General features: G+C 45.0%; 32 protein-coding genes. 10 read left to right on the top strand and 22 right to left on the bottom strand.

Features of this window, described 5'->3' with window-relative positions; genetic code table 11:
- Window positions 1-364: 364 nt before the first annotated feature.
- The 3 genes from GA693_RS14935 to GA693_RS03475 all read right to left on the bottom strand — a co-directional run bounded on the left by GA693_RS14935 (window position 365) and on the right by GA693_RS03475 (window position 1508).
- Window positions 365-499 (bottom strand): hypothetical protein, encoded by a 135-nt coding sequence (locus GA693_RS14935; RefSeq protein ID WP_257222781.1) that lies wholly within the window; start codon window positions 497-499, stop codon window positions 365-367.
- Between the two features lie 6 nt (window positions 500-505).
- Window positions 506-643 carry a hypothetical protein gene (locus GA693_RS03480; RefSeq protein WP_157797501.1) on the bottom strand — a complete coding sequence of 46 codons (138 nt, stop codon included), beginning with the start codon at window positions 641-643 and terminating at the stop codon, window positions 506-508.
- A 166-nt stretch (window positions 644-809) separates the two neighbouring features.
- The gene (locus tag GA693_RS03475; protein ID WP_141667070.1) at window positions 810-1508 is read right to left on the bottom strand and encodes a hypothetical protein; all 699 of its coding nucleotides are present in this window, start codon (window positions 1506-1508) and stop codon (window positions 810-812) included.
- A gap of 136 nt (window positions 1509-1644) precedes the next feature.
- On the opposite strand from GA693_RS03475, the gene GA693_RS03470 reads away from it, so the two are divergent.
- Window positions 1645-2184 carry a hypothetical protein gene (locus tag GA693_RS03470; protein WP_074382963.1) on the top strand — a complete coding sequence of 180 codons (540 nt, stop codon included), beginning with the start codon at window positions 1645-1647 and terminating at the stop codon, window positions 2182-2184.
- Between the two features lie 39 nt (window positions 2185-2223).
- Here GA693_RS03470 and GA693_RS03465 read toward each other — a convergent pair whose 3' ends face one another.
- On the bottom strand, window positions 2224-2538 hold the full coding sequence (locus tag GA693_RS03465; RefSeq protein WP_141667071.1) for a hypothetical protein: 315 nt from the start codon (window positions 2536-2538) through the stop codon (window positions 2224-2226).
- A gap of 336 nt (window positions 2539-2874) precedes the next feature.
- Complete coding sequence (gene tsaD, locus GA693_RS03460; protein ID WP_160241428.1) at window positions 2875-3891, bottom strand: tRNA (adenosine(37)-N6)-threonylcarbamoyltransferase complex transferase subunit TsaD; 1017 nt, start codon at window positions 3889-3891, stop codon at window positions 2875-2877.
- A 147-nt stretch (window positions 3892-4038) separates the two neighbouring features.
- Between tsaD and rpsU the strand changes: the two genes are divergently transcribed.
- Entirely contained in the window at window positions 4039-4254 is a 216-nt protein-coding gene (gene rpsU / locus GA693_RS03455; RefSeq protein ID WP_001136722.1) for a 30S ribosomal protein S21, read from the top strand.
- Window positions 4255-4287: 33 nt separating this feature from the next.
- Window positions 4288-4734, top strand: a complete 447-nt coding sequence (locus tag GA693_RS03450; RefSeq protein ID WP_005177146.1) for a GatB/YqeY domain-containing protein — start codon at window positions 4288-4290, stop codon at window positions 4732-4734.
- A 117-nt stretch (window positions 4735-4851) separates the two neighbouring features.
- On the opposite strand, the gene GA693_RS03445 is transcribed toward GA693_RS03450, so the two are convergent.
- The 14 genes from GA693_RS03445 to GA693_RS03380 all read right to left on the bottom strand — a co-directional run bounded on the left by GA693_RS03445 (window position 4852) and on the right by GA693_RS03380 (window position 18072).
- Complete coding sequence (locus GA693_RS03445) at window positions 4852-5208, bottom strand: hypothetical protein (RefSeq protein ID WP_171502426.1); 357 nt, start codon at window positions 5206-5208, stop codon at window positions 4852-4854.
- A 48-nt stretch (window positions 5209-5256) separates the two neighbouring features.
- Complete coding sequence (locus GA693_RS03440) at window positions 5257-5652, bottom strand: GFA family protein (RefSeq protein WP_160241430.1); 396 nt, start codon at window positions 5650-5652, stop codon at window positions 5257-5259.
- Between the two features lie 38 nt (window positions 5653-5690).
- Window positions 5691-7130 carry a M48 family metalloprotease gene (locus tag GA693_RS03435; protein ID WP_005177138.1) on the bottom strand — a complete coding sequence of 480 codons (1440 nt, stop codon included), beginning with the start codon at window positions 7128-7130 and terminating at the stop codon, window positions 5691-5693.
- 82 nt (window positions 7131-7212) lie between these two features.
- Window positions 7213-8181, bottom strand: coding sequence for a 2-hydroxyacid dehydrogenase (locus GA693_RS03430; RefSeq protein ID WP_160241431.1), 969 nt, complete (start codon window positions 8179-8181; stop codon window positions 7213-7215).
- On the bottom strand, window positions 8178-8849 hold the full coding sequence (locus tag GA693_RS03425) for a hypothetical protein (RefSeq protein WP_160241432.1): 672 nt from the start codon (window positions 8847-8849) through the stop codon (window positions 8178-8180). The genes GA693_RS03430 and GA693_RS03425 overlap by 4 nt, the downstream gene beginning before the upstream one ends.
- Window positions 8850-8985: 136 nt before the next feature.
- On the bottom strand, window positions 8986-10875 hold the full coding sequence (locus tag GA693_RS03420; RefSeq protein ID WP_104505564.1) for a M48 family metallopeptidase: 1890 nt from the start codon (window positions 10873-10875) through the stop codon (window positions 8986-8988).
- A gap of 90 nt (window positions 10876-10965) precedes the next feature.
- Window positions 10966-12504: an amidophosphoribosyltransferase gene (purF, locus tag GA693_RS03415; protein ID WP_005177128.1), complete on the bottom strand. Its 1539-nt coding sequence runs from the start codon at window positions 12502-12504 to the stop codon at window positions 10966-10968.
- 24 nt (window positions 12505-12528) lie between these two features.
- Window positions 12529-13104: a CvpA family protein gene (locus GA693_RS03410; RefSeq protein ID WP_016658356.1), complete on the bottom strand. Its 576-nt coding sequence runs from the start codon at window positions 13102-13104 to the stop codon at window positions 12529-12531.
- Window positions 13105-13108: 4 nt separating this feature from the next.
- Window positions 13109-14110, bottom strand: a complete 1002-nt coding sequence (locus tag GA693_RS03405) for a quinone-dependent dihydroorotate dehydrogenase (RefSeq protein ID WP_160241433.1) — start codon at window positions 14108-14110, stop codon at window positions 13109-13111.
- A 90-nt stretch (window positions 14111-14200) separates the two neighbouring features.
- On the bottom strand, window positions 14201-14680 hold the full coding sequence (gspM, locus tag GA693_RS03400; protein WP_104488776.1) for a type II secretion system protein GspM: 480 nt from the start codon (window positions 14678-14680) through the stop codon (window positions 14201-14203).
- Complete coding sequence (gene gspL, locus GA693_RS03395) at window positions 14680-15819, bottom strand: type II secretion system protein GspL (RefSeq protein WP_160241434.1); 1140 nt, start codon at window positions 15817-15819, stop codon at window positions 14680-14682. The genes gspM and gspL overlap by 1 nt, the downstream gene beginning before the upstream one ends.
- A 33-nt stretch (window positions 15820-15852) precedes the next feature.
- Window positions 15853-16308: a SixA phosphatase family protein gene (locus GA693_RS03390; RefSeq protein ID WP_005177115.1), complete on the bottom strand. Its 456-nt coding sequence runs from the start codon at window positions 16306-16308 to the stop codon at window positions 15853-15855.
- A gap of 84 nt (window positions 16309-16392) precedes the next feature.
- Window positions 16393-17466, bottom strand: a complete 1074-nt coding sequence (locus GA693_RS03385) for an NAD(P)H-dependent glycerol-3-phosphate dehydrogenase (RefSeq protein WP_016658361.1) — start codon at window positions 17464-17466, stop codon at window positions 16393-16395.
- Between the two features lie 30 nt (window positions 17467-17496).
- Window positions 17497-18072 (bottom strand): nitroreductase family protein, encoded by a 576-nt coding sequence (locus tag GA693_RS03380; RefSeq protein WP_034597478.1) that lies wholly within the window; start codon window positions 18070-18072, stop codon window positions 17497-17499.
- A 224-nt stretch (window positions 18073-18296) separates the two neighbouring features.
- Between GA693_RS03380 and GA693_RS03375 the strand changes: the two genes are divergently transcribed.
- Window positions 18297-18677, top strand: coding sequence for a hypothetical protein (locus tag GA693_RS03375; protein ID WP_005177108.1), 381 nt, complete (start codon window positions 18297-18299; stop codon window positions 18675-18677).
- Window positions 18678-18789: 112 nt separating this feature from the next.
- Here the strand turns inward: GA693_RS03375 and rhlB are convergent, their stop codons facing one another.
- Entirely contained in the window at window positions 18790-19941 is a 1152-nt protein-coding gene (gene rhlB, locus GA693_RS03370; RefSeq protein WP_005177106.1) for an ATP-dependent RNA helicase RhlB, read from the bottom strand.
- A 95-nt stretch (window positions 19942-20036) separates the two neighbouring features.
- Window positions 20037-20249, bottom strand: coding sequence for a cold-shock protein (locus GA693_RS03365; RefSeq protein ID WP_005177104.1), 213 nt, complete (start codon window positions 20247-20249; stop codon window positions 20037-20039).
- 386 nt (window positions 20250-20635) lie between these two features.
- Here GA693_RS03365 and GA693_RS03360 point away from each other — a divergent pair, with 386 nt between their 5' ends.
- From GA693_RS03360 to GA693_RS03340, 5 genes are all read left to right on the top strand, one after another.
- Window positions 20636-20872, top strand: a complete 237-nt coding sequence (locus GA693_RS03360; RefSeq protein WP_160241435.1) for a sulfurtransferase TusA family protein — start codon at window positions 20636-20638, stop codon at window positions 20870-20872.
- Between the two features lie 136 nt (window positions 20873-21008).
- On the top strand, window positions 21009-21878 hold the full coding sequence (gene rpoH, locus GA693_RS03355; RefSeq protein WP_005177101.1) for an RNA polymerase sigma factor RpoH: 870 nt from the start codon (window positions 21009-21011) through the stop codon (window positions 21876-21878).
- 221 nt (window positions 21879-22099) lie between these two features.
- The gene (locus tag GA693_RS03350; protein WP_005177099.1) at window positions 22100-22465 is read left to right on the top strand and encodes a DUF423 domain-containing protein; all 366 of its coding nucleotides are present in this window, start codon (window positions 22100-22102) and stop codon (window positions 22463-22465) included.
- Window positions 22466-22497: 32 nt separating this feature from the next.
- Window positions 22498-22695, top strand: coding sequence for a sulfur carrier protein ThiS (gene thiS, locus GA693_RS03345; RefSeq protein ID WP_005177095.1), 198 nt, complete (start codon window positions 22498-22500; stop codon window positions 22693-22695).
- A gap of 12 nt (window positions 22696-22707) precedes the next feature.
- A complete protein-coding gene (locus tag GA693_RS03340) occupies window positions 22708-23493 on the top strand; it encodes a thiazole synthase (protein WP_160241436.1) in 786 nt (261 codons plus the stop codon).
- Between the two features lie 119 nt (window positions 23494-23612).
- On the opposite strand, the gene GA693_RS03335 is transcribed toward GA693_RS03340, so the two are convergent.
- A complete protein-coding gene (locus GA693_RS03335) occupies window positions 23613-24224 on the bottom strand; it encodes a glutathione binding-like protein (RefSeq protein WP_005177091.1) in 612 nt (203 codons plus the stop codon).
- A gap of 218 nt (window positions 24225-24442) precedes the next feature.
- On the opposite strand from GA693_RS03335, the gene GA693_RS03330 reads away from it, so the two are divergent.
- Window positions 24443-25888, top strand: a complete 1446-nt coding sequence (locus GA693_RS03330; RefSeq protein ID WP_005177090.1) for a SulP family inorganic anion transporter — start codon at window positions 24443-24445, stop codon at window positions 25886-25888.
- Window positions 25889-25906: the final 18 nt, after the last annotated feature.

Raw genomic sequence — 25906 nt, 5'->3', positions numbered from 1 at the left:
TAAATATCGCTTTGGGCCTTCTTAGATTCGCATTTGAAGTGCAACACCATGTTGTTGCCATAATACCTGACTCGGACTTTTAAAGCCGAGTCTTTTATCTTGTGTATCATGCAATTTTTACTCTGAATCTACTAAATCAAACCATCTAAATCAGCAAATGCATCGCGGTCCCATAGATATGTAGAACCTTGAGATTTTTACCTTCATTGCTAACATCTTCAGCAGTAATGCATTTTGCTCTCATATGTTCATCAAACTGACAGACTGGGTTCTGATCATAAACATTGAGTAAAATCTATGGATATTGCATTGGGTGAATATCTTTTAATGCCTCTTTAAACAAGACTCGACCAATCCTACGCTTTTATGCAGCTTTCAATACATATAACGCTATAATTTTGGCAATGCCTTTTGCTTCACTTAGCGAAACATCAATAAAGCCCTGAATATGCCCTGCTCCTTCTGTAACCAATAGAATATGGTTATTGAGCTTGAGCACCTGCAATCATAAAGCAAGCCGTGTATCTAGCTTATATTCCGCCAAAATAGGTAGATAGAGCATCTGCTGACAGGTTTCTTGCCCGCTCTGCACATGCGCTTGTGCAATAACTGCCACATCTTCAATTGTCGCAGGACGAATCATTCTTGATCCCTTTATCATTCATTTTATTTTTAAATTCTCCAATACTTCTTTGAAAAACACTATCTTATTAATCAAAACCTTGAAACTAAACATGATACATAGATTTACCATTCCTCATAAAATGAGTTGACAGATAAAAGCTGAATATTGTGCTACTGGATATAACTTAGTGAATATCACAGCTAAATTGTGTTGGTCGCACTTCAACTTGTTCAGCATCACAGTGAACATTTACTATTACGTCATCACCAATACCAATACATGCATTACTTAAGACCCATAAATTATTTGTATAAAATTGCCAATTTCCTTCACCACGACAACGATACTGTACCTGCTTCAAACGGCAATCCGAATACACGTGATCTGGTCGTGTTGCACGTCCAACTACACCCACCAAATGCACACGTGGACGCCCTGAACTCCCACAACGAAGTGCACCTACACTGGTTCCATTACGTACTGCATTACGATATTGTAATAACTCAATTTTCTTTCTTGCTTCTTGCTCTTCTTTCTCGACTTGAGCCAGTTTACGTTTAAGCTCCTTTTCTTTTTCACTTAAACTTAACTGTTCTTTTTTAATTTCTGATTTTTTTTGATCATTATTTTTAATTACTGAATCAGTATTCTCACCTCTTGCCTTACGCGCTGCGTCTGCAAGATCCACCATTTTTTGAGCTTCTGCTGTCCGGTGTTTACCCAACAAATCGACCTGTTTTTGAATTTCTTTTTGTTTTACCGAGTTTTGATAAGTTTCACCATAGGTTCGCCCCCACTCTCCAGAAGGAGGTCCAATCATTACATATTCTGCAGAAAGACCTGTGGTGGTAAAGAACGATATATAAATTAAATATTTCTTCATTTGAAAATCAAAAAATCAAGCTTTTAAGTTGTATTTATATATTACCTAATACTGCTAAAAAAAGAAAAATACTAATCTTTAAAGTAGAGGAGTTTTATTTTAAAATAAAACGATTTATTTATTTGGCTTTTTATACATGAATTACCTAAAGTCTCTGACTATTATGTCCAGCTGTTTTTTATTTACAACACCACTTATAGCAGCAGAGCAAACTGTAGCAAATGCACAAAAATTTTTAACGATTATATTACCAGACAAAGGTATCCAATCTGGAGATTTAAAAAAATATTTTTCAGATATGGCTGATGAGCATGATGGATCAGCACGACTCGAAGGCTATAGTAAAATTACCAACGTAACTACTATTGATCGTTGTATTAGCAAAATAAATTATGATAATAATAGCTTATCTTTGAGAGTTTATCATGGTGGTTCAATGGTTGAACCGGTAGTATCCCTAAGACCTGACTTACGACTAGGGAGTACCGAAAATGGAATTGATTGGGGAAAGGTTTTAGAAGTTAAACAATCTAAAGAACTTGTTTCTATACGCTTAAAAAATAATGAACCATACACTATTTTTTCATTAGGAAGTGAAGATATAGCGACACGTGTAAACTATGCCATGACATTTCTTAAGCAAAAATGTGATCCAGCGAATGGAACAGGTTTTTAAGTTTAAAAGGCACTATGTTAAACATAGTGCCTTTTTTACTTATAACACACCTGGTGCACTGAAATTATATGAGCGTCGTGTAGGAGCAGGTGCTTGATAAATCGGAGGTGCAGTATATACAACTGGCTTAGGCTTATCATAGTTTATTTTACAAACCCAATAGGTTTGTTGAATATTTGAACATATACAACCTGAAGTAGTCGAACCACGTTGAATTTTCTCATCAGCTTGATTACATGCTTTACTTCTGTCTGCACCCACCCCTTTTGATGTATAATTGTATGCTTGGGTTTCAAAGCTAACAATAGCAGACAAACCAAGACCTAAAATAAAAAAATATTTAGATATATTCATTTAAACTACTCTAATCTTTGCTTAAAAGCGAAGATAACCAATAAAAACACTCACTCTCCCTATTTTAATTTTATTCTATTTATTTAAAACCATAAATGATCAAAAATAAGACAAATAAAAAATATTTTTTATTTGTACACTTTTATAAAAAATTAAATTTATTCTTAATTCCGCCTATCATAGAGCGGGATTCCTATATGATTAAACCATTTTACGGTATCTGTAAGAAAACACTTACTATGGCAGAGTCAAAATAATTTATTATTTGTTGAAAATTTCTACTCAATAAAACCAAGACAATAAAAAAGAGGCTTTCCGCCCCTTTCCTATCTATCTTTAAACCGCTTCAGGATTTTTTAACTCCGTCATCGGCCAACGTGGCGTTGTGGTTACCGCCAAGCCATCCTGCTGCCCTGCTTTCAAACGCTGATAACCTGCAAATGCAATCATCGCACCGTTATCGGTACACAGTGCTGGCTCAGCGTAGTAAACCGTTGCCTTGATTTTTGCCAAATCTGCTTCCAGACGTTCGCGTAAACGCTTGTTGGCACTGACACCACCGGCAATCACCAGACGTTTTAAACCGGTCTGCTTTAATGCTTTCACCGATTTTTTTACCAAGGTATCTACAATCGCTTCCTGGAAACTGGCGGCAATATCGGCATCACGGTTTTCATCACCGAGTTTTTTCATCTGTACCGAAACGGCAGTTTTTAAACCACTAAAGGAAAAGGTTAAATCCTGATGCAACATCGGACGCGGGAAAGCAAAAGCATTCGGATCACCCTGCTCGGCCAGTTTGGCAATATTCGGTCCACCCGGATACGGCAAGCCCATCATCTTGGCCACTTTATCAAAAGCTTCACCGGCGGCATCGTCAATTGACTCACCCAGCAGTTCATACTGACCAATGCCATACGCGGCCATCAGCTGTGAATGCCCCCCTGAAACCAGAAGTGCAACAAATGGAAATTCAGGCGGCGTTGCAGACAATAACGGTGCCAGCATATGCCCTTCCATATGATGCACGCCAATCGCAGGTTTATTTAAGGCAAATGCCAAGGTACGGCCAAATAGAGCCCCGGTCATCAAGGCGCCCATCAGGCCCGGACCGCGGGTATAGGCCACGGCATCAATATCCGATTTTTTCACACCGCTTTGCTCAAGCAGTTCGTTCATTAATGGAATCAGTTTACGCACATGGTCCCGTGAGGCCAGTTCTGGCACCACGCCGCCATATTCGGCATGCAGTTTGATCTGGCTATACAGCACCTGTCCGCGTAAACCCAACTCACTGTCGTACAGCGCGAGTCCTGTTTCATCACACGATGTTTCTAAGCCTAAAACGATCATTAAACTGCCTATAACCTGTATCAAATTTATTGCGGGAACTATTATAGACTTGTGATATGAGATGTAAATGAGTAAAATACTGACCTTCACTTGTGATCGAGGGCAATTCGGCCCCAGATCTTATCCATAACTTAATGAGGATTCTTCATGCCACAAGTTAAATTGAAAGAAGGCGAACCAGTAGACGTAGCTATCCGTCGTTTCAAACGTTCTTGCGAAAAAGCAGGTGTTTTAGCTGACGTACGTAAGCGTGAATTCTACGAAAAACCAACTCAAGAACGTAAGCGCAAAAAAGCTGCTGCTGTTAAACGCTACCAAAAGAAATTGGCGCGTGAATCAGTACGTACTACTCGCCTTTACTAAGATTAATTTGTGATTGACTGCCTGGATTAAAACATGACTACTTTAAAAAGCCAGATTACTGACGTTTTGAAAGCGACAATGCGCGCTAAAGAAATGGACAAGTTAACGGTCATTCGTAGTCTACAGGCGGCAATTAAGCAAATCGAAGTCGATGAGCGCAAAGAGCTTGACGATGCTCAGGTTCTTGCGGTCATTGAAAAGCAAATTAAACAACGTAAAGAATCGGTTAAAGCCTTTGAAGGTGCTGGCCGAGAAGATTTAGCTAGTAAGGAACAAGCCGAAATTGAGGTGTTATCTCAGTTTCTACCAGAAGCTATGACTGAGGAAGAACTTGATTCCATCATTGCGCAAACGATTGCAGCGCAAGAAGCTACTAGCATGAAAGATATGGGTAAGGTGATGAATTCTCTGCGTCCGCTCATAGCCGGGCGCGCCGATCCTGCACAAGTATCTGCCAAAATTAAAGCCAAATTAAGCTAATTCAAGTCAGGCATACGCCTCACTTCCTCCCCGAACAGCATCAACAGCTGTATTAGTTTATTTTCCCGAAAATAAAAAAACTGCCTAAAGTTTTAAGCAGTTCTTGAGTCACTTCTATCAGTGTGCACAATTGACCTGATATTTTTTCAGCATCTGCATTTCTTTAGATGAATACACCTGCTGGGCCACATCCTGCTTGGTCATGTTGCGATATTGCGGATCCAGATAGGCACGGTTTTCATCTGCAGCGCTATACAGCTGATCAATATAATTCTGCACAATGCCACAAAACTGCTGTTGCTGCGCCGGACTAAAACCCGATTGCTGCGGATTCAAGCCCTTTAAAAACTGCCGGGTCTGCTGCTTATAACTCTGGTTAATCTGCTCAACCGCCAGTACATACTGCTCCACACTTGCTGCCTGGACCACAGACAGACTCCCCCAGAGCAATACGCCCATCCATAATTTTTTCATCGCGTTATTTAAAATCATTATTTAGCCAGGAGCCGAAATTCTAGCATTTTAAACCCCATGCCTTACAGAGGTTTCCAGCAGACTGACTTGCAAAAACTGCGGTTTTCGATGTGCAAAAGCCTGCTCGATGGGTGCCGGCACATAGCCTTCAGTCACCGTTCCCAAACGCAAACGCAGAACCCCCGGTAAATCTAAACGGTAAGAATAAATCGGGCTGCCACATTCCTGACAAAACACCCGCGCCTTATTCGGACTGTGAAAATATTCTTTTAAATATTGCTGGCCGCGTACAATTTTAAATTTGGCTTGATCAATCGGGCTATTCCAGCCCAGCATGGTCCCCTGTGCACGCTGGCAATGCTGGCAAAAACATAAAATGGTCTTTTCCAGCTCGGCCTGATAATGGTAATACACCAGCCCGCATAAACATTGTCCCTGTAACATCATTATTCTCCTTATTGTTATTATGATTTTTCATGCTGTTAAATTTTGAGCTGTCGTTCCCGCTGCATTTCTGTGGTACGTGTTTTCAGTTTGGCAGTCATGGCCTGATTATCCTTGGCCAGACGCTGGGCATGCAGCAAGGATTTAATCGCTTCTTCCTCCCATCCAGACCAGTATTGCAGTTCTGCACGATAACGCAATACATTCACCGTGCGTAATGGCGAACTACGATCAATATTGGCGGCCTGCTGCATCAAACGCCAGGCACTTAAATCACGCTCATTCCGGTTCAGGAACTTTTGCACCAGTGCCTGTGCTTCAGCCGGCTGATTCTGCCGGATCAGCACTTCAGCCAGCTTGTAATTCAAGGCCCGATTCTCCGGCATAATCCGCGCAGGTGAACTGATCACTTTATAAGCCTCACTCAGCTTATTCTGCCCTAAATAGATGTCAGTTTGAATTAAACTAATAAGATGATGTAAACGGCGATGATTTTTGGCCTGATCCAGGGTTTGCTGTGCCAAGGCATAATCTCCCTGCCGGGTATAAAAAGCCGCTAAAGCCAGCTGTGCAGCAAAGTTATTGCGGCTGGCCAAGACCTGTAATTGCTGCTCTGTCGCCTGATTGGATACCACCAAGGTGTACTGTTTTAAAATATCAAATTCTTCATCACGTAATGATGATTTCACTCGTGGCAACTGATTGGCACGCAAACGTGCTTCACTCATCCGTTCTGTGGTCAGCGGATGGGTAAACCAGAAATCTGGCAGGAAACTGACCCGGCTGGTGGCACGATGCATTACCTCAAAAAAATCAGCCATGCTTTGCGGGTTATAACCGGCAGTATACATATATTGCATGCCAATCCGGTCGGCTTCACGTTCCTGATTACGGCTATAGGTCAGCTGCTTATCCATTAATGCGGCCTGCGAGCCCATCATCACGGCAGCACCGGCATCACCATCGGCCTGGGATGCCACCAATGCACCCACCAGCACACCTGCTAGTGCCAGCAGACCCTGTCCCTTAAAAGCTTCCTGTGAACGGCTATAATGACGCTGGGTCACGTGGGCAATTTCATGCGCCATCACCCCGGCCACTTCATCCATATTACGCGCAGAAGTCACCAGACCGGTATTTAAGGCAAATAGACCGCCTGGCACGGCAAAGGCATTAATTTGCGGATCATTAATAATGAGCAGACCAATGGGCTGGCCCATTTGGGTCTGGCTGAGCAGATGCGAGAAGACCGAGAACAGCTGGTCTTCCAGCCACGGATTTTGCGCCACCGGCATTTGACGCTGCACTTCACGATAGACTTTTTCACCAATCATGCGTTCTTTTTGCTGATCGATCAGCCCCACCCCTGCGCCAATTTCTGGCACATTAAATTGTGGTGAAGTGGTGAAGTTTGCCCCATGTGTCGAAGTGAATGCTGTAAGCAGGCCTAAACTACCTGCTAAAAACAACCGTTTCAAATTGCCGTTCTCAAATTATCTGCTCGTGTCTTGAATATAGCATTCAATATCGAAGAAATATGCAACGAAGTGTTAGGAAGTTTTACGCAAATCCGCCATTGACCGCGTAGCCCGGCTGCCGGCCTTCCAGCACATCCACCAGATTTTTATAGGCCAGCCAGGCCATTTTTTTACGGGTTTCTGCGGTCGCTGAGCCAATATGCGGCAAGGTCAGCACATTGTCCAGACCAAAGAGCTCCGAACTTTGCAGCGGTTCTTTTTCATAGACATCCAGACCGGCCGCAAAAATTTTCTGTTGTTTCAGCGCGTCAATTAAAGCCTGTTCATTGACCACGGAACCACGGGCAATATTCACAAATACCGCATGTTTTTGCATCAGCTCAAATTCACGCGCACCAATTAAAGCGGTCGAGTCGGCGTTTAAATCCACCGCGACCACCACAAAGTCCGACTGTTGTAGCAGCTCATCCAGACTGTGATATTGCGCATTTAAGGGCTGCGCCTGCGCCAGATTTTCACGGCGGTTATGGTACAGAATATTCATGTTAAAGCCATAACGCCCACGACGGGCAATGGCGGCACCAATATTACCCAAACCAATAATCCCTAAAGTTTTACCATGAATATCCTGACCGAACTGGGCCGGGCCAACGGTACGTTTCCATTCACCCTGTTTGGTCCAGCGATCCAGATAGGCCAGCTGACGCGAAGCTCCCATTAACAGACTAAAAGCCAAATCGGCAGTGGTTTCGGTTAATACATGCGGTGTATGACACAGATAAATCTTTTGCTCAGTCAGATAGTCCACATCATAATTGTCATAACCGACACTGATACTGGAAACCACTTTAAGACGGTGCGCACCCGTCAGGTTAGAGGCATTGAGCAAACGCCCCGCACCAATCATGCCATCAGCATCTTGGACATGAGTACGAATCTGCTCATTAACATCACCCAGTTTCGGGCTAATTTCTACCACGTCATACTGCTGTTTCAGCTGGCTTAAAACGTCCTGATCAACCTGACTAAATGCGATAACTTTTTGTTTCATTCCTGATCCGTCATGTGTTTTTTATCTTGCATAGCCTGCCATAGCTGTTTTTTCAATAGCGGCTGTTCTAGCATCTCGGCCAAAGCGGGCAATGCTGTAGCTTGCGTTAACTGTACATGAGGCAATTGACCCAACACAATGATCTTTTTCTCCAGTGCAATCGCATCCAGAAAACCTTGTACATATACCGAAACCGCTCGACCATCTTGCAGCTCAGGCAAAGCAAAAGGCCAATTCAGCTCAAAAAATTCTGCCTGTGCCGCACGCTGGATATTGCGCCATAACTGTTGCTGCGACTCATTGATGTGGGTGGCATCCAGCACAATCGTATATTGTTCTTTAACAATGGCTTGTAGATGAAATGCATCAATCTGTAAGGCAGGCTGCACTTCAACCAGAGCCGCAGGCGTGACAGGTTCTGCCGGGCTTTCGACTGGATTCTCTTGCGGAGAGACTTGTGGTTCCGCAACAGGCTGTCTGAGTTGTAAGGCAATATCTTGAGGTACTGTCGCCGCGACAGCTGCCGGCATGACAATTTCAGTCAGCAGTTCTGCCGGGGCCTGATCTCGCCATAAGGAAGATGTGGGCAAATTTTGAGATGCAACGTCCCGGGGAATCCATATATCAATTCCCAAACTTGCCAAAATCTCACGTTGATGCCCAATCATCTGCTATCGTCACTTATGTCCATAGGGCTATTCTAGCCGGATTAGTCCGGTTTTGCTGTGCTTTCTGCATCCAGTCATATCAAAGCTGCTCAATGAGGATGACTCGATCCGCCTACCGCACTCAGAAATAGAGTCCTTAGATAATCATTAAACTGTTTTTCTTCTGCATACGCTCAACCATTTCTTCGGTGGCAAAGCCTAAACGCCAGTACAGCAGCTCCAGTACATCCAGCTCATCCTGAGTGATAATCCGGTCATTCCACAAACAGGCTTCAGCAATACCCAGAATACTTAAACGGTCACGCAACAACAGCCCGGCCATATCATTCAGAATTTCTGCCAGATCAATTGGCTCATCGGAAATTTCTTCATACAGCGACATTTCATACGGTGTCAGTACGCGCTGTAAAATTTTTTCCCGCACTTCCAGCTGGTTGCCGCTATTGATTTGCTGCACATGCAGCAAGGCATCAATTAAACGTACAATTTGCGGTTTAACTTCATCCAGCGCCGTCGGGGTATGTAGCGGCAGCAGGTTCAACTCGGATTTGACCCGCTCCAGCAGCAAGGCATCCAGCAGTCCAATTTCCCCATCTTCCTGAATAATTTTGGCCAGCTTGGTCAAAAACTGCCGCGCGATACTGGCCGGCATACCGCCAATATTCTGGCAGGCTTCCAGAAAAATGGAGATATGCACCCGACCATCCAGATTTAACAAGGCATCGACAATGGCACGGCTGACTTCTACTTCAGGCGGAATAAATTCGCGGTATTGGCGAATCATTAAAATTGCCATCATCACCTCACGCGAACCAGTGGCCGTCTGCAAGGCACGCTGGATCAGTTCCGGACGCGGCATATTACGGCGGATTTCCGGTTTCAGCGGCTTGATTGCATCTTTAATGGCAAAGCTAATCGGGGATAATCGCAATAAAGGCAAAGGTTGCGGCGAACTCCACGGCGCATAATATTCACCATTGACCTCTTCCAGTGAACGAAACAGACCAAACCAGGGCTGGCTGCGCAGCTTTTTCAGGTTTTCCAGTTGCAGGTCCTGTACCAGTGCCGGATTTAACTCATAAATCCGCGCATCAATACTCGGATGGATATTCAACCAGCTTTGCGGACTCAGCGAGTTGGCAAAACACATATGCGCAATCGATTCCGAATATTCACTGTGAATTTGCGAACCGGCATGATGCACATAAATCCTGAGCAGGGTTTGAATATTGGCATTGTTCTGGATTAAACGTTTGGTTTTCAGGTCGTTTTTAAAGGTACGCCCGCTCAGGTTTAAATATTTAATAAAACGGGTAATCAGCATGCCTAAGCTGCCAATCAGCCAGATCATGCCGCCCAGTGCAACAAAAGGCGTGGCAGGTGCATAAGCGGTGTTGTAATACTGCTTGCCAAAGCCGAGTTTGGCCACTTTACTGCCCCACTGGCTAAACGTAGTCAGGCTGCTGTAGAGAATTTTCAGCTTGGTATTTTCCGCAGTTTCACCACTTAAAATTTGATGAAACTCATGACTGAGTAAGCCATACAGTTCCTGTTCATCCAGGTTTTGCAAGGCGCCCCAGGTCAGAATAATCGCAATATCGCGTGGATAAAAACCGGCGGTCAGTGCATTTACCCCGACTTCATCCGGCAGGACATACAGCGCCGGGGTATCAATCGCAAAGGTATCGGCCAGCTGCTCGGTAATTTTTAAGGCAACACTTTCTTCCGGCGTGCTTTCAATCAGGCTTAAACGACGCGCACACAGCTGCTTGGCCAGTGAGTGGCCGCCAGAACGGAAAATATATAATTCAATGGCAATGGAAATACCCATTAAAGACAGCAGCACCGCGACCAGATAAGGACTTAAGCTATGCCAGTAAATGGACTGCGAAGCATCAATATAATGCACCAGCAAACCCAGTACAGTATTTAAAATAAAAATGGTCAGGATGACCGCAAGCAGACACAGGCTTGCAGACCACATCATATTCTTGTTTTTAATAAAGTAGTAACCTACATCTTTCAATGTAAATTTCCTTAAATTACATTGTCTTTAGGCGACATCATAAATGAAAAAAGCGGGAATTTCCCGCTTTTCCTGCCAGTTTTACAAGAATTATTCTTCTTTCAAACCGGTCAAATCTACCGATGCAGCATCAATATTCACATCAATATAATTGTCTTTTTTCTTTTTAGCTGTATCGCTGCGTTTTTGCTGAAGATTATCCAGATAGGCTTCATCAATACCGCCTGCGACATAAACCCCATCAAACACCGAGCAATCGAAATCATTCACTTCTGGCACTTTATGGGTACGTACTGCAGCTTTCAAATCTTCCAGATCCTGGAAAATCAGACGGTCAGCACCAATAATTTCACGAATTTCTTCGACGCTACGGCTAGAGGCGATCAACTCAGATTTAGCCGGCATATCAATACCATACACGTTTGGATATTTCACCATCGGTGCCGCTGAAGCGAAGAATACGCGTTTGGCACCAGCGTCACGTGCCATCTGGATAATTTCGTTACAGGTGGTACCACGCACAATCGAGTCATCTACCAGTAACACATTCTTGCCTTTAAATTCCAGCTCAACCGGGTTCAGCTTTTGACGTACCGATTTTTTACGCTGCTGCTGACCTGGCATAATGAAGGTACGACCGATATAACGGTTTTTCATAAAGCCTTCACGGAATTTAACACCTAAGGTGTTGGCCAGTTCCAAGGCCGAAGTACGCGAAGTATCTGGAATTGGAATCACGACATCAATATCGTGTTCCTCACCCCATTCACGCAGGATTTTTTGCGCCAGCTTCTCACCCATTTTTAAACGGGCTTTGTATACCGAAATACCATCAATGGTCGCATCTGGACGCGCGAAATACACATATTCAAAAATACATGGATGATATTCAGATTGCGCCGCACACTGCTGGGTAAACATCTGGCCGTTAGAGTCAATGAAGATGGCTTCACCTGGTGCCAGGTCACGCTCGACTTTAAAGCCCAGTGCCGTAATTGCCACCGATTCAGAGGCAATGATGTATTCCATGCCTTCATCGGTTTCACGCGAACCGTAAATTAACGGACGAATCCCATGCGGGTCACGGAAGCCCACAATCCCTTGACCGGTCACCATGGCCACCACGCCATAAGCCCCTTTACAACGCTCATGCACACGCGTTACCGCATGGAAGATATCTTCTGCTGCCGGCTCCAGCTTGCCGCGTTTTTGTAATTCATGGGCAAAAACGTTTAACAGTACTTCTGAATCTGAATCGGTATTCATGTGACGTAAATCAGTCTTGAACAGGTCTTCATGAATTTCTTCGGCATTGGTCAGATTACCGTTATGCGCCAGCGTAATACCGTACGGCGAGTTCACATAAAACGGCTGCGCTTCTGCACTGCTAGATGAACCTGCCGTCGGATAACGCACATGACCAATCCCGTAGTTGCCCAGCAAGGCACGCATGTGACGGGTATGGAATACATCACGCACCATGCCGTTGTCTTTACGCAAGAACAAGCGACCTTCATGGCAAGTGACAATCCCAGCTGCATCTTGTCCCCGATGTTGTAACATCGTTAATGCATCAAACAACATTTGGTTAACAGGTGATTTACCAGCTATACCAACTACTCCACACATAGCAACCTCGCAGACCAGCTAGGATTAATAAAAAGGATTATTCGTTGACTCATCTGCGCCCTTTCGTTCAGGTTCAGATGAAGAACCAGAAGATTTCGGAGCATCTTCTGATTTGATGTGCTGTAAAGCCTCATTGGCGGCATCTTTGGACATTTGTGTGGCCCAAGGCGCATAAGGTAAAAGGGTTTGAATAAATTTGGACTGTTTCCAGTGCGGCGAACTTTCGACCCACGGCCCAATGCCCTGAATGGCAATTAGCACAATCAGCAGACCTTTGAGGGTACCAAACGCACCACCGGCTAAACGATTTAATGGGCCCAGTTTCAGCGATTTCAAGATGCGGTTTAATAATGCGCTCACCATCCAGGTCAGCACCACAATCACCAACACAATAAAAGCAAAGGCCGCAATTTTCTGAACCACCGGATCAGCACTGAGAGCGGTCATTGAAGGCGCTAGAACGGAAGCATATTTTGCCGCCACAATCAGGGCAAAAATCCAACCGACCAAGTTCGCAAAGGCTTTAATAAATCCTTGACGCAAACCGTTAAGCCCTCCAATGAGCAGAATAATCAGTATAAAGATATCGATGGCGTTCATGACTTTAAAGTGCGTCTACACAATCTTTCACAAGTTCCGGGCCAGTATAGACCAAACCGCTATACACTTGTACCAAAGTTGCACCGGCATTGCGTTTCGCAACTGCCTGCTCACCTGAAAGAATACCACCAACACCAATTAAAGGAATTTTGCCCTCTAAAGTTTTGGCAAAGGCTGCCAGACACGCGGTACTCTTTTCAAATACTGGCGCACCCGATAAACCACCGGCTTCATCGCCATGTGGCAAATTCTCTACCCCTTCACGAGACAAGGTGGTATTGGTCACAATTAAACCATCAATTTTAAATTGCAGTAATTGCTGGGCAATAAATTCAATATCGGACAGTTCTAAATCTGGCGCAACTTTCAGCACCAACGGTACATAATGCTGATGCTCTTCGGCCAGCGCCAGCTGACGCTGTTTCAAGGTTTGCAACAGCTCGGTCAGGGCATCGCCGCTTTGCAGACTGCGCAAATTCTTGGTGTTGGGTGATGAGATATTCACCGTAATATAAGAGGCGTAATTATAAACTTTTTCTAAACAAATCAGATAATCATCAACCGCTTTTTCTACCGGAGTATCGGCATTTTTACCAATATTAATCCCCAGTACGCCTTTAAACTTGGCGGCCTTGACGTTTTCAATCAGCTTATCGACGCCATCATTATTAAAGCCCATGCGGTTAATAATGGCTTTGGCCTGCGGTAAACGGAACAGACGCGGATGTGGATTACCGGCTTGCGGACGCGGGGTGATGGTACCAATTTCAATAAAACCAAAACCTAAAGCGGCCAGCGCATCAATATAGGCACCATTTTTGTCCAGGCCTGCAGCCAGACCCACCGGATTCGGGAATTCAATACCCATACAGGTGACTGGTTTTGCTGCCACCTGCTGACGCATCAGGCCCATTTTATGACCTGATTTTAATAAAGATAATGTGAGCTCATGTGCACGCTCCGGTGCCAAAGAAAACAACAAAGGGCGGGCAAGAGAATACAACATATCGGCAAAAGTCTACGGCTTTTTAAGTCGGCCTATTATAGGCCCAGATTGTTGAAAACACCATGCTTGACCATTGTTTATTTTTACCGGTTATTGCACTGTCGCCGTTAATTTAATCTGCCCGGCATCGGAAATTAATTCCATTTTTTCAATGCTTAATCCTATTTGTGCCAGCTGGGTCAGGAAATTGGCCAGCACAGAATATTGTGCATGACTGCTTACAATTTGAATTTTTTCACCCGACTGCTGCGATGCCACCGACAAACCCTGCTGCTGTGCCACGCGCTGTACTTTTTCCAGACTGCTGAGCTGTACATCCCCGGCCGGCTTCATGGTCACGGCGTTGCTTTGCATCCACACCACCAGATCTTTTAAGGTATTGAGCCGTTTTTGCTGCTGATCTGCTGCGCCGTGCATATACCACAGCGCCGATCCGACGGCGGCCACCAGCACAAAAATACCGGTAAAAATCACCATGATCCGTTCACGCAAGCTCAGCGTATCTAAATAGTCATTTAATTTTTCCAGCGACTGATCCCAACGCTGCTGAATTTTTTCTACTGCTTTCATTATTGTATTTTCACCAGTCCGATTGCGCCGTTGGCGGCCGGTTGAATATTACCCAGCTCGACTTTAAAGCCCAGCTGGTTTAATTGCTGGGTCAATGCCTGCAATCTGGCTGCAGAGCTGGCCTGTAATTCCATATTCAGACTGGACAGATCATAATTGACCCGTCTGGCCACAATCTGATTCTGCATCAATACCGGCCCGATCCGACTGAGCAGCTGTAAGGCCTGGGTATCGGCAGTCTGGCTTTGTTTTAACTGATATTCAAACTGGCTTTTAATATTTTGCTCGGTGACCGGATAGTTTTGCCCAAACCAGTATTTAAACTGATCAATCGCCTGCACCGCGGTCTGATTCGCGACTTTTTTATACTGATACCAGCGCGTGGCATCATAACTGAACTGCACCACCAGAATCCCCAAAAATACCGCAGCACAGGCTTTCCAGTAACCCGAAATGCCCGATTCACTTTTGGCTTTGGGTAAAATATTAAAAGGATGCTGTTTGAATTTTTTCAGTACCGGCACTTCATAATGGAAAGAACTTAACTGCTCATGCGTGCTGATAGCCTCAATACTGTGCATCTGTTCGGCGGTAAAATTACTGATCTGATAACGCTGTTCAGGCGCCTGATAATCCAGAAATAAAGCCAGATCATCGACCGAGCTGCCCAGATATTCATTTTCACGTACCAGCAACCGGCCACAGACATTGGCCAGCACAATATGCTCAGGCTCAGGCACTGGCAGCAATAAAAAGTCTGGCAATAAGGCCGTGACTTTGACCGGCAATAGCGCCAAAGCATGTTGCAAGGTTTCGACATGGCTTTGCGCCACACCAAGTAAAGTCAGGCGGTCCGGCTGCTGAAAATGATGCAGCACTTTCATGGCATCAATTGGCAATACCACAAACTCTTCTAGCAGGAATTTAATCCCCTCTGGCCCCAGCTGCTTGTATTGGGCCTTGTTCATCTGCTGTTGCAGCATCTGTATATCCCGGCTCGGGAAATACACCACTGCTTCTTCACCCTGATGAAGCTGTATCGCCTGAATCAGGTCTTCCAGGGTATTGGCCTGAACCCAGTACTCCCCGCTTGACCATTGCCAAACCCCATTGGCTTCCGGCATCCATATTTGCAACATTGTTATTGTACTGCCATGAAATAAAGTGTGTTGTTATGCGTCTGGAATAAAACTTTTTATTTGTGTCGATAAACCTGCAGCAATAACCGCCTGCTCATAAATACGCGCTTCTGCCAGCGCATAAGGATGGAAAGATTCCCCAGTTAACTGCTCTGCAATATGTGCCACCACATTCATATGACACACCACGGCAATTGATTCATAAGGCAAATGCGATAACCACTCAACAGCCTGAGTCGCATCATCATCCGGTTTAATGGTATTGCAAATCACCACAGGCACATCTTTAAAATAGGTCTGGATATGCGCCAGCGTTTCCTGGGCACGTAACAGCGGACTAACCACAAACACATCCGGACGGATCAGATCTTTTAAATACTCTGCCGTTTGCTGTGCCTGGGTATGCCCACGTTCGGTCAGGGGACGTTTAATATCATTACCATGCACGGGTGGTGAAGCTTCACCATGACGCACTAGGGTCAATTGCATATACATTTCCTTATTTCATTTTGTCCGCATTATAAGCAGTAAATATGACAGTTCGGTTCATCAAACTGTCATATTTTAACCAATTTATACTTCATGATGCGGCAATACAAACTCTACATCACTACGATGGCCATTTTTCATGAGTGCCAGTGCAATCGTCAGCGGCGGCTGTCCTTCATAAATCACATCATACAAGGCGCTGGTAATTGGCATATACACATCCAGCTCTTCAGAACGTGCTTTGACCTGCACAATGGTATTAATCCCTTCTGCAGTCTGGCCCAGTTCCTGTGTGGCCTGTTCCAGGGTTTTACCTTTGCCCAGTGCATACCCCACCTGATAATTACGACTCAATGGACTGCTACAGGTGGCAAATAAATCACCGACACCTGACAGACCTAAGAATGTCAGCGGGTTGGCGCCCAGCTTGACCGCAAAACGGCTCATTTCAGCTAAAGCACGGGTTAAAATCATACTTTTGGTATTTTCACCGACGTTATACGCGGCGGCCATGCCCATGGCCACGGCATAAATATTTTTTAACGCCCCACCAAGTTCCACCCCGTGTACATCATCACTACCGAATACACGGAATAAAGCACTATGGAGTGCCTGCTGCACCGCATAACGTACCAGTTCTGACTGGCTGGCAATCACGGTTCCGGCAGGCTGCCCGGCTACAATTTCTTTGGCCAGGTTCGGGCCAGACAGCACCCCATACGGCACTTCCGGCAATTCGGCGCGAATAATATCGCTCATAAAGCAGAAGGTTTTGGCCTCAATACCCTTGGTCAGGGACACCACCGCTTGCGAGGTGATAAACGGCTTAATCTGCTTCAGCACATCACGAAAAGAATGACTTGGAATGGCGACCAGAATAATATCTCGGTCGCGTACCGCCAGTTCCAGATCCGACACTGCTTTTAAGCCCGGCTCTAAAGGAAAATCTGGCAAATAGCGTTTATTGATATGAGTGCGGTTAATTTCTTCAGCGGTGGCTTCATCCCGAATCCAGATCATGGTATCGCAGCCGTTACGCACCGCGGTATTGGCCATGGCGGTACCAAAACTGCCCCCACCCAAGACGGTAATTCTTAATGCGGTTTTCTGATCAATATTGACCGGTTCTACCAGACTGGCAAAATTCAATTCTGACATTATTTTTATATCCTCAGCCGTATGCGATGCTTATTCCGTCCAGTAACTGACATAGGCGTCAGTCTGAATGTCCGCACGCGGCGCAATCGCTTTTGCGGCAGTTCCAATATAGATGATGCCTGAAATTAAATCATCTTCATTTAATTTCAAAGCTTTTTTCAATAATTTTGATTCCACTACAGCACCACTGCGCCACATGCTGGCAAAGCCTTGTGCCTGTAAAGACAGCAGGAAATTCTGTACCGCCGCCCCGGTACTTAAGGTCTGCTCAAAATCCGGAACTTTAGGATGCGGCTGGAATTTGGTCAGTGCCAGCACCAGTAATGGCGCCCGGAAAGGATGATGTTTCACACGTTCCAGCTGCACCGCATCGGTCTGGCCTAAATCGGCCAGAGCCTGTACCAGCAACTCGCCAAAAGCTTCGCGGCGCTCTGCCGGAATCACCACAAAACGGGTCGGTTTTAAACGATGATGATCAGGCGCGGTCAAGGCTGCCTGAAAGGCACGCTCCAGCTGCGCTGCATTCGGTGCCGGCTCGACCAGATGCCCAATCGACTGACGTTGATGAATATTCTGATGAACCGTAGCTTCCATTGTATCCGTCATTGGCTTATATCTATCTATAAAATCTGCCTCAAGATTAGCATAAACCACAGAATTTACTCTATTTGCGTTGGGTTATTTGTATAAATCCTGAGTTTTAATGGCCGGCTTGTCTGTCACAGAGCCACTATATAAAACTGCATTTCTTTACAGCTTCTACAAACTCTAAAAGTGCAGATATGTTTAGATAGATGACTGATTCAACAAATAAAATATGGGGACCACACATGAACAAGCTGATTGGTTTAAGTGCTGCAGCCACCGCTGCGCTATTTTTGACCGCCTGTGCTTCAAACCCGACCTCTTCGCTGGCAATTCAGAAAGAAAATAATCAGTACGAAGTCACCGGTTTAGGTAAAAGCAATATCATCTCCAAAAACAATGCGATTAGTGCGGCCAACAAAACCTGTGGTAGCCGCGCTACACCGGTGGTGGTCGATGAACAGACCACTTATAACGGCGCTTTAAAAGGCGTGGTCGATGAACAGACCGGACAGATGATTCAGGCTGCCGCGACTGTGCTCGGCACCATCTCGGGTCGTAATGCCCAGCTGGCACAGGATGATGATTATCAGACCGTACTCACCTTCCGCTGTCAGGCCAACTAATCTGAACGTAATCAAAAGATGCAATAAAAAATGGATCAGGTCCTTTGGAGCTGATCCATTTTTTCATTTTGATGCGGGTAGCTGCCTCAGCAACAACACGACATAGTAAAGTCTAGCAATAACCATCTAAACGGGTTAATGGCAGTTTTTGTCCGATGGCTTTTTCAATTTCTGGCAAATAGAAAGCATCATCTTCGGCCAGGAAACTAATACTGACCCCACGCGTACCAGCACGACCAGTACGGCCAATACGGTGCACGTAGTCATCTGATTGTTCTGGCAAGGTAAAGTTCACCACATGCGACACGCCATCGACGTGAATGCCGCGTCCGGCGACATCGGTGGCAATCATGATGTTGTGTTTGCCATTTTTAAACTGGTCCAGCATTTTCAGGCGTTTATCCTGGGCAATTTCACCAGATAGCATCACCACTTTATAGCCATCACGTTTCAGATGGTCATACAGACGGCGCACCTGATCGCGGCGGTTGGCAAAGATCATGACTTTTTCAATCGGCTCGTCGCGCAAAATATCTTGCAGCAGTTTATATTTGTCTGAATTCGACACCATATATACGCGCTGCTCGACATCGGCATTGGTTTTCTTTTCCGGTTCAATTTCGACAGTCACCGGTTCAAATAACCATTGCTGGGCCAGATTCAGCACATCATAGCTAAAAGTGGCTGAGAACATTAAAGTCTGGCGCTGCTCTTTACGCGGTGAAAAACGCACAATCCGTTTTACCGATGGAATAAAGCCCATATCCAGTAAACGGTCGGCTTCATCAATCACCAGAAATTCCAGCTGATCCAGCCAGACTTCTTTTTGCTCGACAAAGTCAATCAGACGACCCGGGGTCGCGACCATAATGTCGACAAAGTTTTTATCCAGCTGCGCTTTTTGCTTGTCAAAATCGACACCGCCCAACAAGGTCACTACATGTAGGTCGGTAAACTTCACCAGCTCTTTGGCATCACTTTCAATCTGTAAGGCCAGTTCACGCGTCGGTGCCAGAATCAGGGCACGCGGCTCACCACGGAAACGCTGCTCTTTCACCGGATTATTCAATAAGTCATTGATGACGCTAATGAGGAAGGCAGCGGTTTTGCCGGTACCGGTCTGGGCGCGACCAATGGCATCATGTCCAGCCAAAGTAAATTTTAAAACCTTTTGCTGAATGGGCGTCATTTCCTTAAAACCTAAGGCCGCAATAGCTTGTCTCAGTTTCGGATGTAAATTTAAGGTTTCAAAACCAGATGACATAAAAATGTGCTCTAACTTATTAATCACAAAAACGTATCATATTATAAACAAAAAACGCCCCAATAGATGGAGCGTTTTTCAGATTAATCCAACGATTAGTCTAAAGGTTGTACTTCTTCCGCTTGGAAGCCTTTTTGACCTTTAACTACGCTGAACTCAACACGTTGACCGTCACGAAGTGAACGGTGGCCTTCGCCTTGAATCGCACGGAAGTGAACGAATACATCGTCGCCGCCGTTACGTTGAATAAAGCCAAAACCTTTAGTGTCGTTGAACCATTTAACTACGCCTTGTTCACGAGCTGTCATAAGTTAATCCTCATTGATTAAAAAGAAGGACCACCCGGTGTTGCAAACAGCAGAGTAAACAAAGTTTAAAAATATTTTTATTTCTAAGCTTGTAATCATTCTGTATAACTATTAACAAAATCCCGGTTACATCCAATTTGTAATAGGGCGACAAACAACAACTGCCTATCTCAAATCCTAAATACGCATCGAGCTTAACACGGGTTTATGACAAATAATAGATTTTTTTTGATTTATCTTATTCAGAATTCATGCTTGTTTCGACAGAGTTAATTCAAGATTTTTCAATGTTATATTTTGATAAAAACCGCAAATAAACTTTAGATTTGGCACCAAATTTGCTAATATTTTGAGTCCTTTTTTTAAAGACCCGATTGAAGCAGATTATGGACAACTCTGTCGATGAAATGATCATCATTGATGCGATGGGACAACCCTGCCCCATGCCCTTACTGATGCTAAAACGCGCTTTAAAAAAAACCGGCGCCGGACACTTTCTGCTCAAGTCCTCTGACCCGCATAGTCTGCAAGATGTCAGCCGCTATTGTCAGATTCACCAGTACGGCTGTGAATTGACACAAATTTCTGCCAACGAGTTTCATTACTTTATTGAAATTAAATAATTTTCAATTAAAGTAAACAGCATGCATTGGCATAAAACTTTACATTTCTCTACCTTTTTTCCTTAATTTGCAAGGATATTGGTATTAAGATGAAATTTACAGGTAATACGACCCACCGATCCTATAAGGAGAACTCATGAGTGACAGCCGCAATCAGTTGATGCCCCTGTCATTATCTGCGCCAGGCGTAAATCTCGGTGCTTATATTAGTACCGTCAATCAAATTCCTATTTTAACGGCTGAACAAGAAAAAGAGTTAGCTGAACGTTATTATTACGATCAAGATTTAGATGCAGCAAAAATGCTGGTCATGTCGCATTTGCGATTTGTAGTCCATATTGCGCGTAGTTATGCAGGTTATGGTTTGCCACAAGGCGACCTGATTCAGGAAGGCAACCTCGGTCTAATGAAGGCCGTGAAACGCTTCGACCCGAATATGGGCGTGCGTCTGGTGTCATTTGCCGTGCACTGGATTAAAGCCGAGATTCACGAATACGTGATCCGTAACTGGCGTATTGTTAAAATTGCCACCACCAAGGCACAGCGTAAACTGTTCTTTAATTTACGCAGCCTGAAAAAATCCAGCAAAAAACTGACGCTGGAAGAAGCCAAATCGATTGCCAACGACCTGAATGTCACTCCGGAACAGGTCCTGGAAATGGAAGGCCGTCTGACCGCTTATGACGCGGCTTTCGAAGCGCAAAATGATGATGAAAGTGAAAACACTACCCATGTTGCGCCGGCGCTTTATTTAGAAGATAACCGTTACGATCCGGCCCGTCTGGTCGAAGATGAAGATTATGAGGCACAAAGTACCTCTGCCCTGCATGAAGCCATGGAGCAGCTGGATGACCGTTCGCGTAATATCTTGCAGCGTCGCTGGTTAGATGATGATAAATCGACCCTGCATGAACTGGCAGCTGAATATAATGTTTCTGCGGAGCGTATTCGCCAGCTTGAAAAAAATGCCATGGAAAAAATTAAAGTGGCAATGTCATCTAACTAAGTGATGATTCCAGAGTGCTAAAGTTAAAAAAGGGCGATCTGCCCTTTTTTGCTGTCTGTGCTTGCTGAAACCGGGCGATGATCTTAAAGAAATCCATTTTCTTCCCCCCTAAAATCAAAAAGCTGGATTCAATACCACATTTCAGGGTGAAAGTTTTTCACTTTCTCGTTGCCCGGAAAAATGTTAAGGTTGAGCGCAAATTTACTCAGGTCATTCTTGCTATGTGGATTGCAATTTCTGCCCTTAATTTAGCACTTGCGGTGATGTTAGGTGCATTTGGGGCACATGGCTTAAAAGCACGCGCAACAGAAGCTCAACTGGCGTGGTGGCAAACAGCGACTGATTATTTTTTCTATCATGCCCTCGGATTATTGGCACTGGCGATTCTGGCCAAAGTCATGACTCAATTTCCCATTAAAGCCAGCTTCCTGCTGATTCAGGTCGGGATTGTGTTTTTCTGTGGCTCATTGTATGTGATGGCGCTAGGTTTGCCGCGCGGTCTGGGGGCCATTACCCCAATTGGCGGTGCGCTAATGATTGCCGGCTGGCTGGTACTGGCCTGGAATGCCATGAAATATGCCCGATAATTCGGGAACGGAACAGCTAGGAAACTGCAGGTATGCACATTTATTTAAACGGCGAATTACAACAGACACAGTGCCATAATTTACTAGAACTGGTGCAACAACTGGCGTTGGAAGGCAAACGTTTTGCGGTAGAACAAAACGAGATGATTGTGCCGAAAAGCCGACTGGAAAGCACCCCTATTCATGATCAAGACCGCATTGAAATTATTCATGCCGTTGGCGGCGGCTAAGACGGAGCACGTATGGAAGACACCCTACTTAAAATCGGTTCACGCACTTTTAACTCGCGCTTGCTGGTGGGCACGGGAAAATATAAAGATCTGCAGGAAACAGATCTGGCCATTCAGGCCAGCGGTGCGGAAATTGTAACTGTTGCTATTCGTCGCGTGAATATTGGTCAGCATCCCGATCAGCCAAATTTGCTGTCTGCGATTCCACCAGAAAAATATACCATTTTACCGAATACTGCCGGCTGTTTTGATGCCAACAGTGCAGTGCGTACCTGTATGCTGGCGCGCGAACTGCTCGATGGTCACAATCTGGTAAAACTGGAAGTACTGGGCGATGAAAAAACCCTGTATCCAAACATCACCGAAACCTTAAAGGCAGCGCGCACGCTTATTGATGATGGTTTCGAGATTATGGTCTATACCTCGGATGATCCGATTGTGGCACAAGAACTGGAAAGCATGGGCTGTGTGGCAATTATGCCTTTAGGCAGCTTAATTGGTTCAGGGCTGGGGATTTTAAACCCGCATACCATTTCTATTATTAAAGAAAATGCCAAAGTACCGGTACTGGTCGATGCGGGTGTCGGCACTGCCAGCGATGCAGCAATTGCCATGGAACTGGGCTGTGATGGTGTGTTAATGAATACTGCAATTGCAGCAGCGCAAAATCCGGTCCTGATGGCTTCGGCAATGCGCAAAGCAGTGGAAGCGGGCCGTGAAGCCTATCTGGCAGGCCGGATGCCGCGTAAACGTATGGCCAATGCCAGCTCGCCAGAAACCGGTTATTTCTTTAAATAATCCGGACATTATCTGTGCTGAGAGATAAGTTACTCCTTCAGGTTTCACTTGATTTAAAAGCTAAACATGAAAAAAGGACTCTGCTTGAGTCCTTTTTTATTGCGGTTTTTAAACCTGGATCAAGGAATCAAGCCTTCATCACGCATGGCAATCTGCACCGATTGACGCTCGGCCACTTTATTGCGTAGCGCAATAATATGGGTATATGGGGTTAAATCATGATGAATATGGTTCGACCAGTTGGTCAGTACGAATAAATAGGCATCGGCCGGGCCAAAGTTATCATCGACCAGATATTCATTGTCTGATTCACCAATGGTTTTATCAATATAACTTAACAGACGGTCAATTTCAGCATAGGCTTTATTTTTTTCATCATCGGTTAACTGACCACCAAAGAATACCGCGTAGGCATCATGCAATTCCGAGTTGAGATAACCTAACCATTCCAGCACTTTGGCACGGCCCATGCCAGATGGCGGAATTAAATCTTGTTTTGGATCGTGCTGGGCCAGAAACGGTAAAATTGCCACGTTTTCGGTCAGAATCAGACCTGGATTAATCTCAAGCGCCGGAACATAGCCTTTTGGATTAATTTCGTAATAATCATGACCTTTTTCGGTTTTATGGGTTTTCAGGTCGACACGTTCTAAATCAAAATCTACATTAATTTCATTTAAAATAATATGGGCCGCTAAAGAACATGCACCCGGTGAATAATAAAGCTTCATATCTGATCCTTGTTATATAACTACTAACTGTTTTAAATGGCTTCTAACAAACTTTCAAGTGATCGAACCTGTAAATTGCAAAAAAGCGTAAATGCGTAAAAAACATTTACCTTTTCAATATTGAGCAAGCGCGGCGCTTTTTCAAGTGGATTGCGGCTGCTTTTTTCACTTCATTTGTTTTACCATAGTCGCCTTTAAAGTTTCATGAAAAGCCGATTGTGATTAGTCTAAAAAAAGAAGAGTGGTTTTCCAATATCCGGACCGATGTGCTGGCCGGTCTGGTGGTGGGGCTGGCCCTGATTCCTGAATCCATTGCCTTTTCTGCAATTGCCGGTGTCGATCCACAAGTTGGCCTATATGCCTCCTTCTGTATTGCCGTGACCATTGCCTTTTTTGGTGGCCGCACGGCGATGATTTCGGCCGCGACAGGTGCCATGGCGCTGCTGATGATTACCCTGGTCAAAGAGCACGGGCTGCAATATTTGCTGGCGGCAACGGTACTGACCGGAATCATTCAAGTGGTGGCCGGCTATTTTAAAGTGGCCAAGCTGATGCGTTTTGTGTCGCAATCGGTGGTCTATGGTTTTGTGAATGCGCTGGCGATTTTAATTTTTGTCGCGCAACTTCCAGAGCTGATGCAAATGGATCTGTGGGGCTATGTCTTTGTCGGCCTGGGGCTGGCGGTAGTTTATCTGTTTCCCTATCTGCCTAAAATTGGCAAGGCGGTGCCCTCACCCTTAATCTGCATTATTGTGCTGAGTCTGCTGGCGCTGTTTTTGGGTGCCGATATGCGTACGGTGAGTGATCTGGGACAATTTCCAGACACCTTACCGGTATTTTTAATTCCTGAAATTCCGCTGAATTTTGAAACACTGGCGATTATTTTCCCCTATTCCATCACCCTTGCGACAGTGGGTTTACTGGAAACCATGATGACCACCACCATTGTGAATGAAGTGACGGAAACTGAAGGTGACCGTCATCAGGAATGTCGTGGTCAGGGCTATGCCAATATTGTCAGCGGTTTTATGGGCGGGATGGCCGGCTGTGCCATGATTGGCCAGTCGATTATTAACGTCAGCTCTGGTGCGCGTACCCGTCTTTCTACTTTGGTCGCCGGCGTTTTCCTGCTGTGTCTGGTGGTGTTCTTTAAAGACTGGCTGGCTTATATTCCAATGGCGGCGCTGGTGGCGATTATGATTATGGTCGCTTTTACCACCTTTAACTGGGATTCGGTGCGTAACTTTAGCAAGCATCCAAAGCAAAGTAATATTGTGATGCTGACCGTGGTGGCGATTGTACTGGCCACACACAACCTGGCCTTGGGTGTTTTCGTTGGGGTATTGCTGTCGGCCTTATTCCTGGTGAATAAGCTGGAAAGTGAAGTCAAAGTTCAGTCTGAACGCGTACAGGATACACGCCGTTATCAGATTACCGGACAGATTTTCTTTAGCAGCTCGGACAAGTTTTTCCAGTTCTTTGACTTTAAGGAAAATCTGCAACAGGTAAAGATTGATCTGACTCATGCGCATATTTGGGATTTAACCTCAGTGAATATGCTGAATACTGTGGTGCAAAAATTTGAAGCTCGCGGGATTCAGGTCGAGCTGATTGGCTTGAATGAAGCCAGTGACACCCTGATTGATAAATTAAGTCCGAATTAAGCTTGAGTAAAACCACAT

The sequence above is a fragment of the Acinetobacter indicus genome, assembly GCF_009914475.1.
GTDB classification, from domain to species: Bacteria; Pseudomonadota; Gammaproteobacteria; order Pseudomonadales; family Moraxellaceae; genus Acinetobacter; species Acinetobacter indicus.
This window is presented reverse-complemented; position numbering and strand designations above follow the sequence as displayed.

What these genes read in the sequence shown, in the direction of transcription:
- GA693_RS03430 (WP_160241431.1), bottom strand. Translation starts at nt 8,181, where the DNA reads ATGAAACAAAAAGTTATCGCATTTAGTCAGGTTGATCAGGACGTTTTA.
- rpsU (WP_001136722.1), top strand. Translation starts at nt 4,039, where the DNA reads ATGCCACAAGTTAAATTGAAAGAAGGCGAACCAGTAGACGTAGCTATC.
- GA693_RS03390 (WP_005177115.1), bottom strand. Translation starts at nt 16,308, where the DNA reads ATGCAATTGACCCTAGTGCGTCATGGTGAAGCTTCACCACCCGTGCAT.
- GA693_RS03470 (WP_074382963.1), top strand. Translation starts at nt 1,645, where the DNA reads ATGAATTACCTAAAGTCTCTGACTATTATGTCCAGCTGTTTTTTATTT.
- tsaD (WP_160241428.1), bottom strand. Translation starts at nt 3,891, where the DNA reads ATGATCGTTTTAGGCTTAGAAACATCGTGTGATGAAACAGGACTCGCG.
- GA693_RS03475 (WP_141667070.1), bottom strand. Translation starts at nt 1,508, where the DNA reads ATGAAGAAATATTTAATTTATATATCGTTCTTTACCACCACAGGTCTT.
- GA693_RS03380 (WP_034597478.1), bottom strand. Translation starts at nt 18,072, where the DNA reads ATGACGGATACAATGGAAGCTACGGTTCATCAGAATATTCATCAACGT.
- GA693_RS03335 (WP_005177091.1), bottom strand. Translation starts at nt 24,224, where the DNA reads ATGAAGCTTTATTATTCACCGGGTGCATGTTCTTTAGCGGCCCATATT.
- GA693_RS03385 (WP_016658361.1), bottom strand. Translation starts at nt 17,466, where the DNA reads ATGTCAGAATTGAATTTTGCCAGTCTGGTAGAACCGGTCAATATTGAT.
- GA693_RS03410 (WP_016658356.1), bottom strand. Translation starts at nt 13,104, where the DNA reads ATGAACGCCATCGATATCTTTATACTGATTATTCTGCTCATTGGAGGG.
- gspL (WP_160241434.1), bottom strand. Translation starts at nt 15,819, where the DNA reads ATGTTGCAAATATGGATGCCGGAAGCCAATGGGGTTTGGCAATGGTCA.
- GA693_RS03450 (WP_005177146.1), top strand. Translation starts at nt 4,288, where the DNA reads ATGACTACTTTAAAAAGCCAGATTACTGACGTTTTGAAAGCGACAATG.
- GA693_RS03425 (WP_160241432.1), bottom strand. Translation starts at nt 8,849, where the DNA reads ATGATTGGGCATCAACGTGAGATTTTGGCAAGTTTGGGAATTGATATA.
- purF (WP_005177128.1), bottom strand. Translation starts at nt 12,504, where the DNA reads ATGTGTGGAGTAGTTGGTATAGCTGGTAAATCACCTGTTAACCAAATG.
- rpoH (WP_005177101.1), top strand. Translation starts at nt 21,009, where the DNA reads ATGAGTGACAGCCGCAATCAGTTGATGCCCCTGTCATTATCTGCGCCA.
- GA693_RS03365 (WP_005177104.1), bottom strand. Translation starts at nt 20,249, where the DNA reads ATGACAGCTCGTGAACAAGGCGTAGTTAAATGGTTCAACGACACTAAA.
- rhlB (WP_005177106.1), bottom strand. Translation starts at nt 19,941, where the DNA reads ATGTCATCTGGTTTTGAAACCTTAAATTTACATCCGAAACTGAGACAA.
- GA693_RS03360 (WP_160241435.1), top strand. Translation starts at nt 20,636, where the DNA reads ATGGACAACTCTGTCGATGAAATGATCATCATTGATGCGATGGGACAA.
- GA693_RS03375 (WP_005177108.1), top strand. Translation starts at nt 18,297, where the DNA reads ATGAACAAGCTGATTGGTTTAAGTGCTGCAGCCACCGCTGCGCTATTT.
- GA693_RS03440 (WP_160241430.1), bottom strand. Translation starts at nt 5,652, where the DNA reads ATGTTACAGGGACAATGTTTATGCGGGCTGGTGTATTACCATTATCAG.
- GA693_RS03465 (WP_141667071.1), bottom strand. Translation starts at nt 2,538, where the DNA reads ATGAATATATCTAAATATTTTTTTATTTTAGGTCTTGGTTTGTCTGCT.
- GA693_RS03480 (WP_157797501.1), bottom strand. Translation starts at nt 643, where the DNA reads ATGATTCGTCCTGCGACAATTGAAGATGTGGCAGTTATTGCACAAGCG.
- GA693_RS03350 (WP_005177099.1), top strand. Translation starts at nt 22,100, where the DNA reads ATGTGGATTGCAATTTCTGCCCTTAATTTAGCACTTGCGGTGATGTTA.
- GA693_RS03405 (WP_160241433.1), bottom strand. Translation starts at nt 14,110, where the DNA reads ATGTTGTATTCTCTTGCCCGCCCTTTGTTGTTTTCTTTGGCACCGGAG.
- gspM (WP_104488776.1), bottom strand. Translation starts at nt 14,680, where the DNA reads ATGAAAGCAGTAGAAAAAATTCAGCAGCGTTGGGATCAGTCGCTGGAA.
- GA693_RS03445 (WP_171502426.1), bottom strand. Translation starts at nt 5,208, where the DNA reads ATGAAAAAATTATGGATGGGCGTATTGCTCTGGGGGAGTCTGTCTGTG.
- thiS (WP_005177095.1), top strand. Translation starts at nt 22,498, where the DNA reads ATGCACATTTATTTAAACGGCGAATTACAACAGACACAGTGCCATAAT.
- GA693_RS03340 (WP_160241436.1), top strand. Translation starts at nt 22,708, where the DNA reads ATGGAAGACACCCTACTTAAAATCGGTTCACGCACTTTTAACTCGCGC.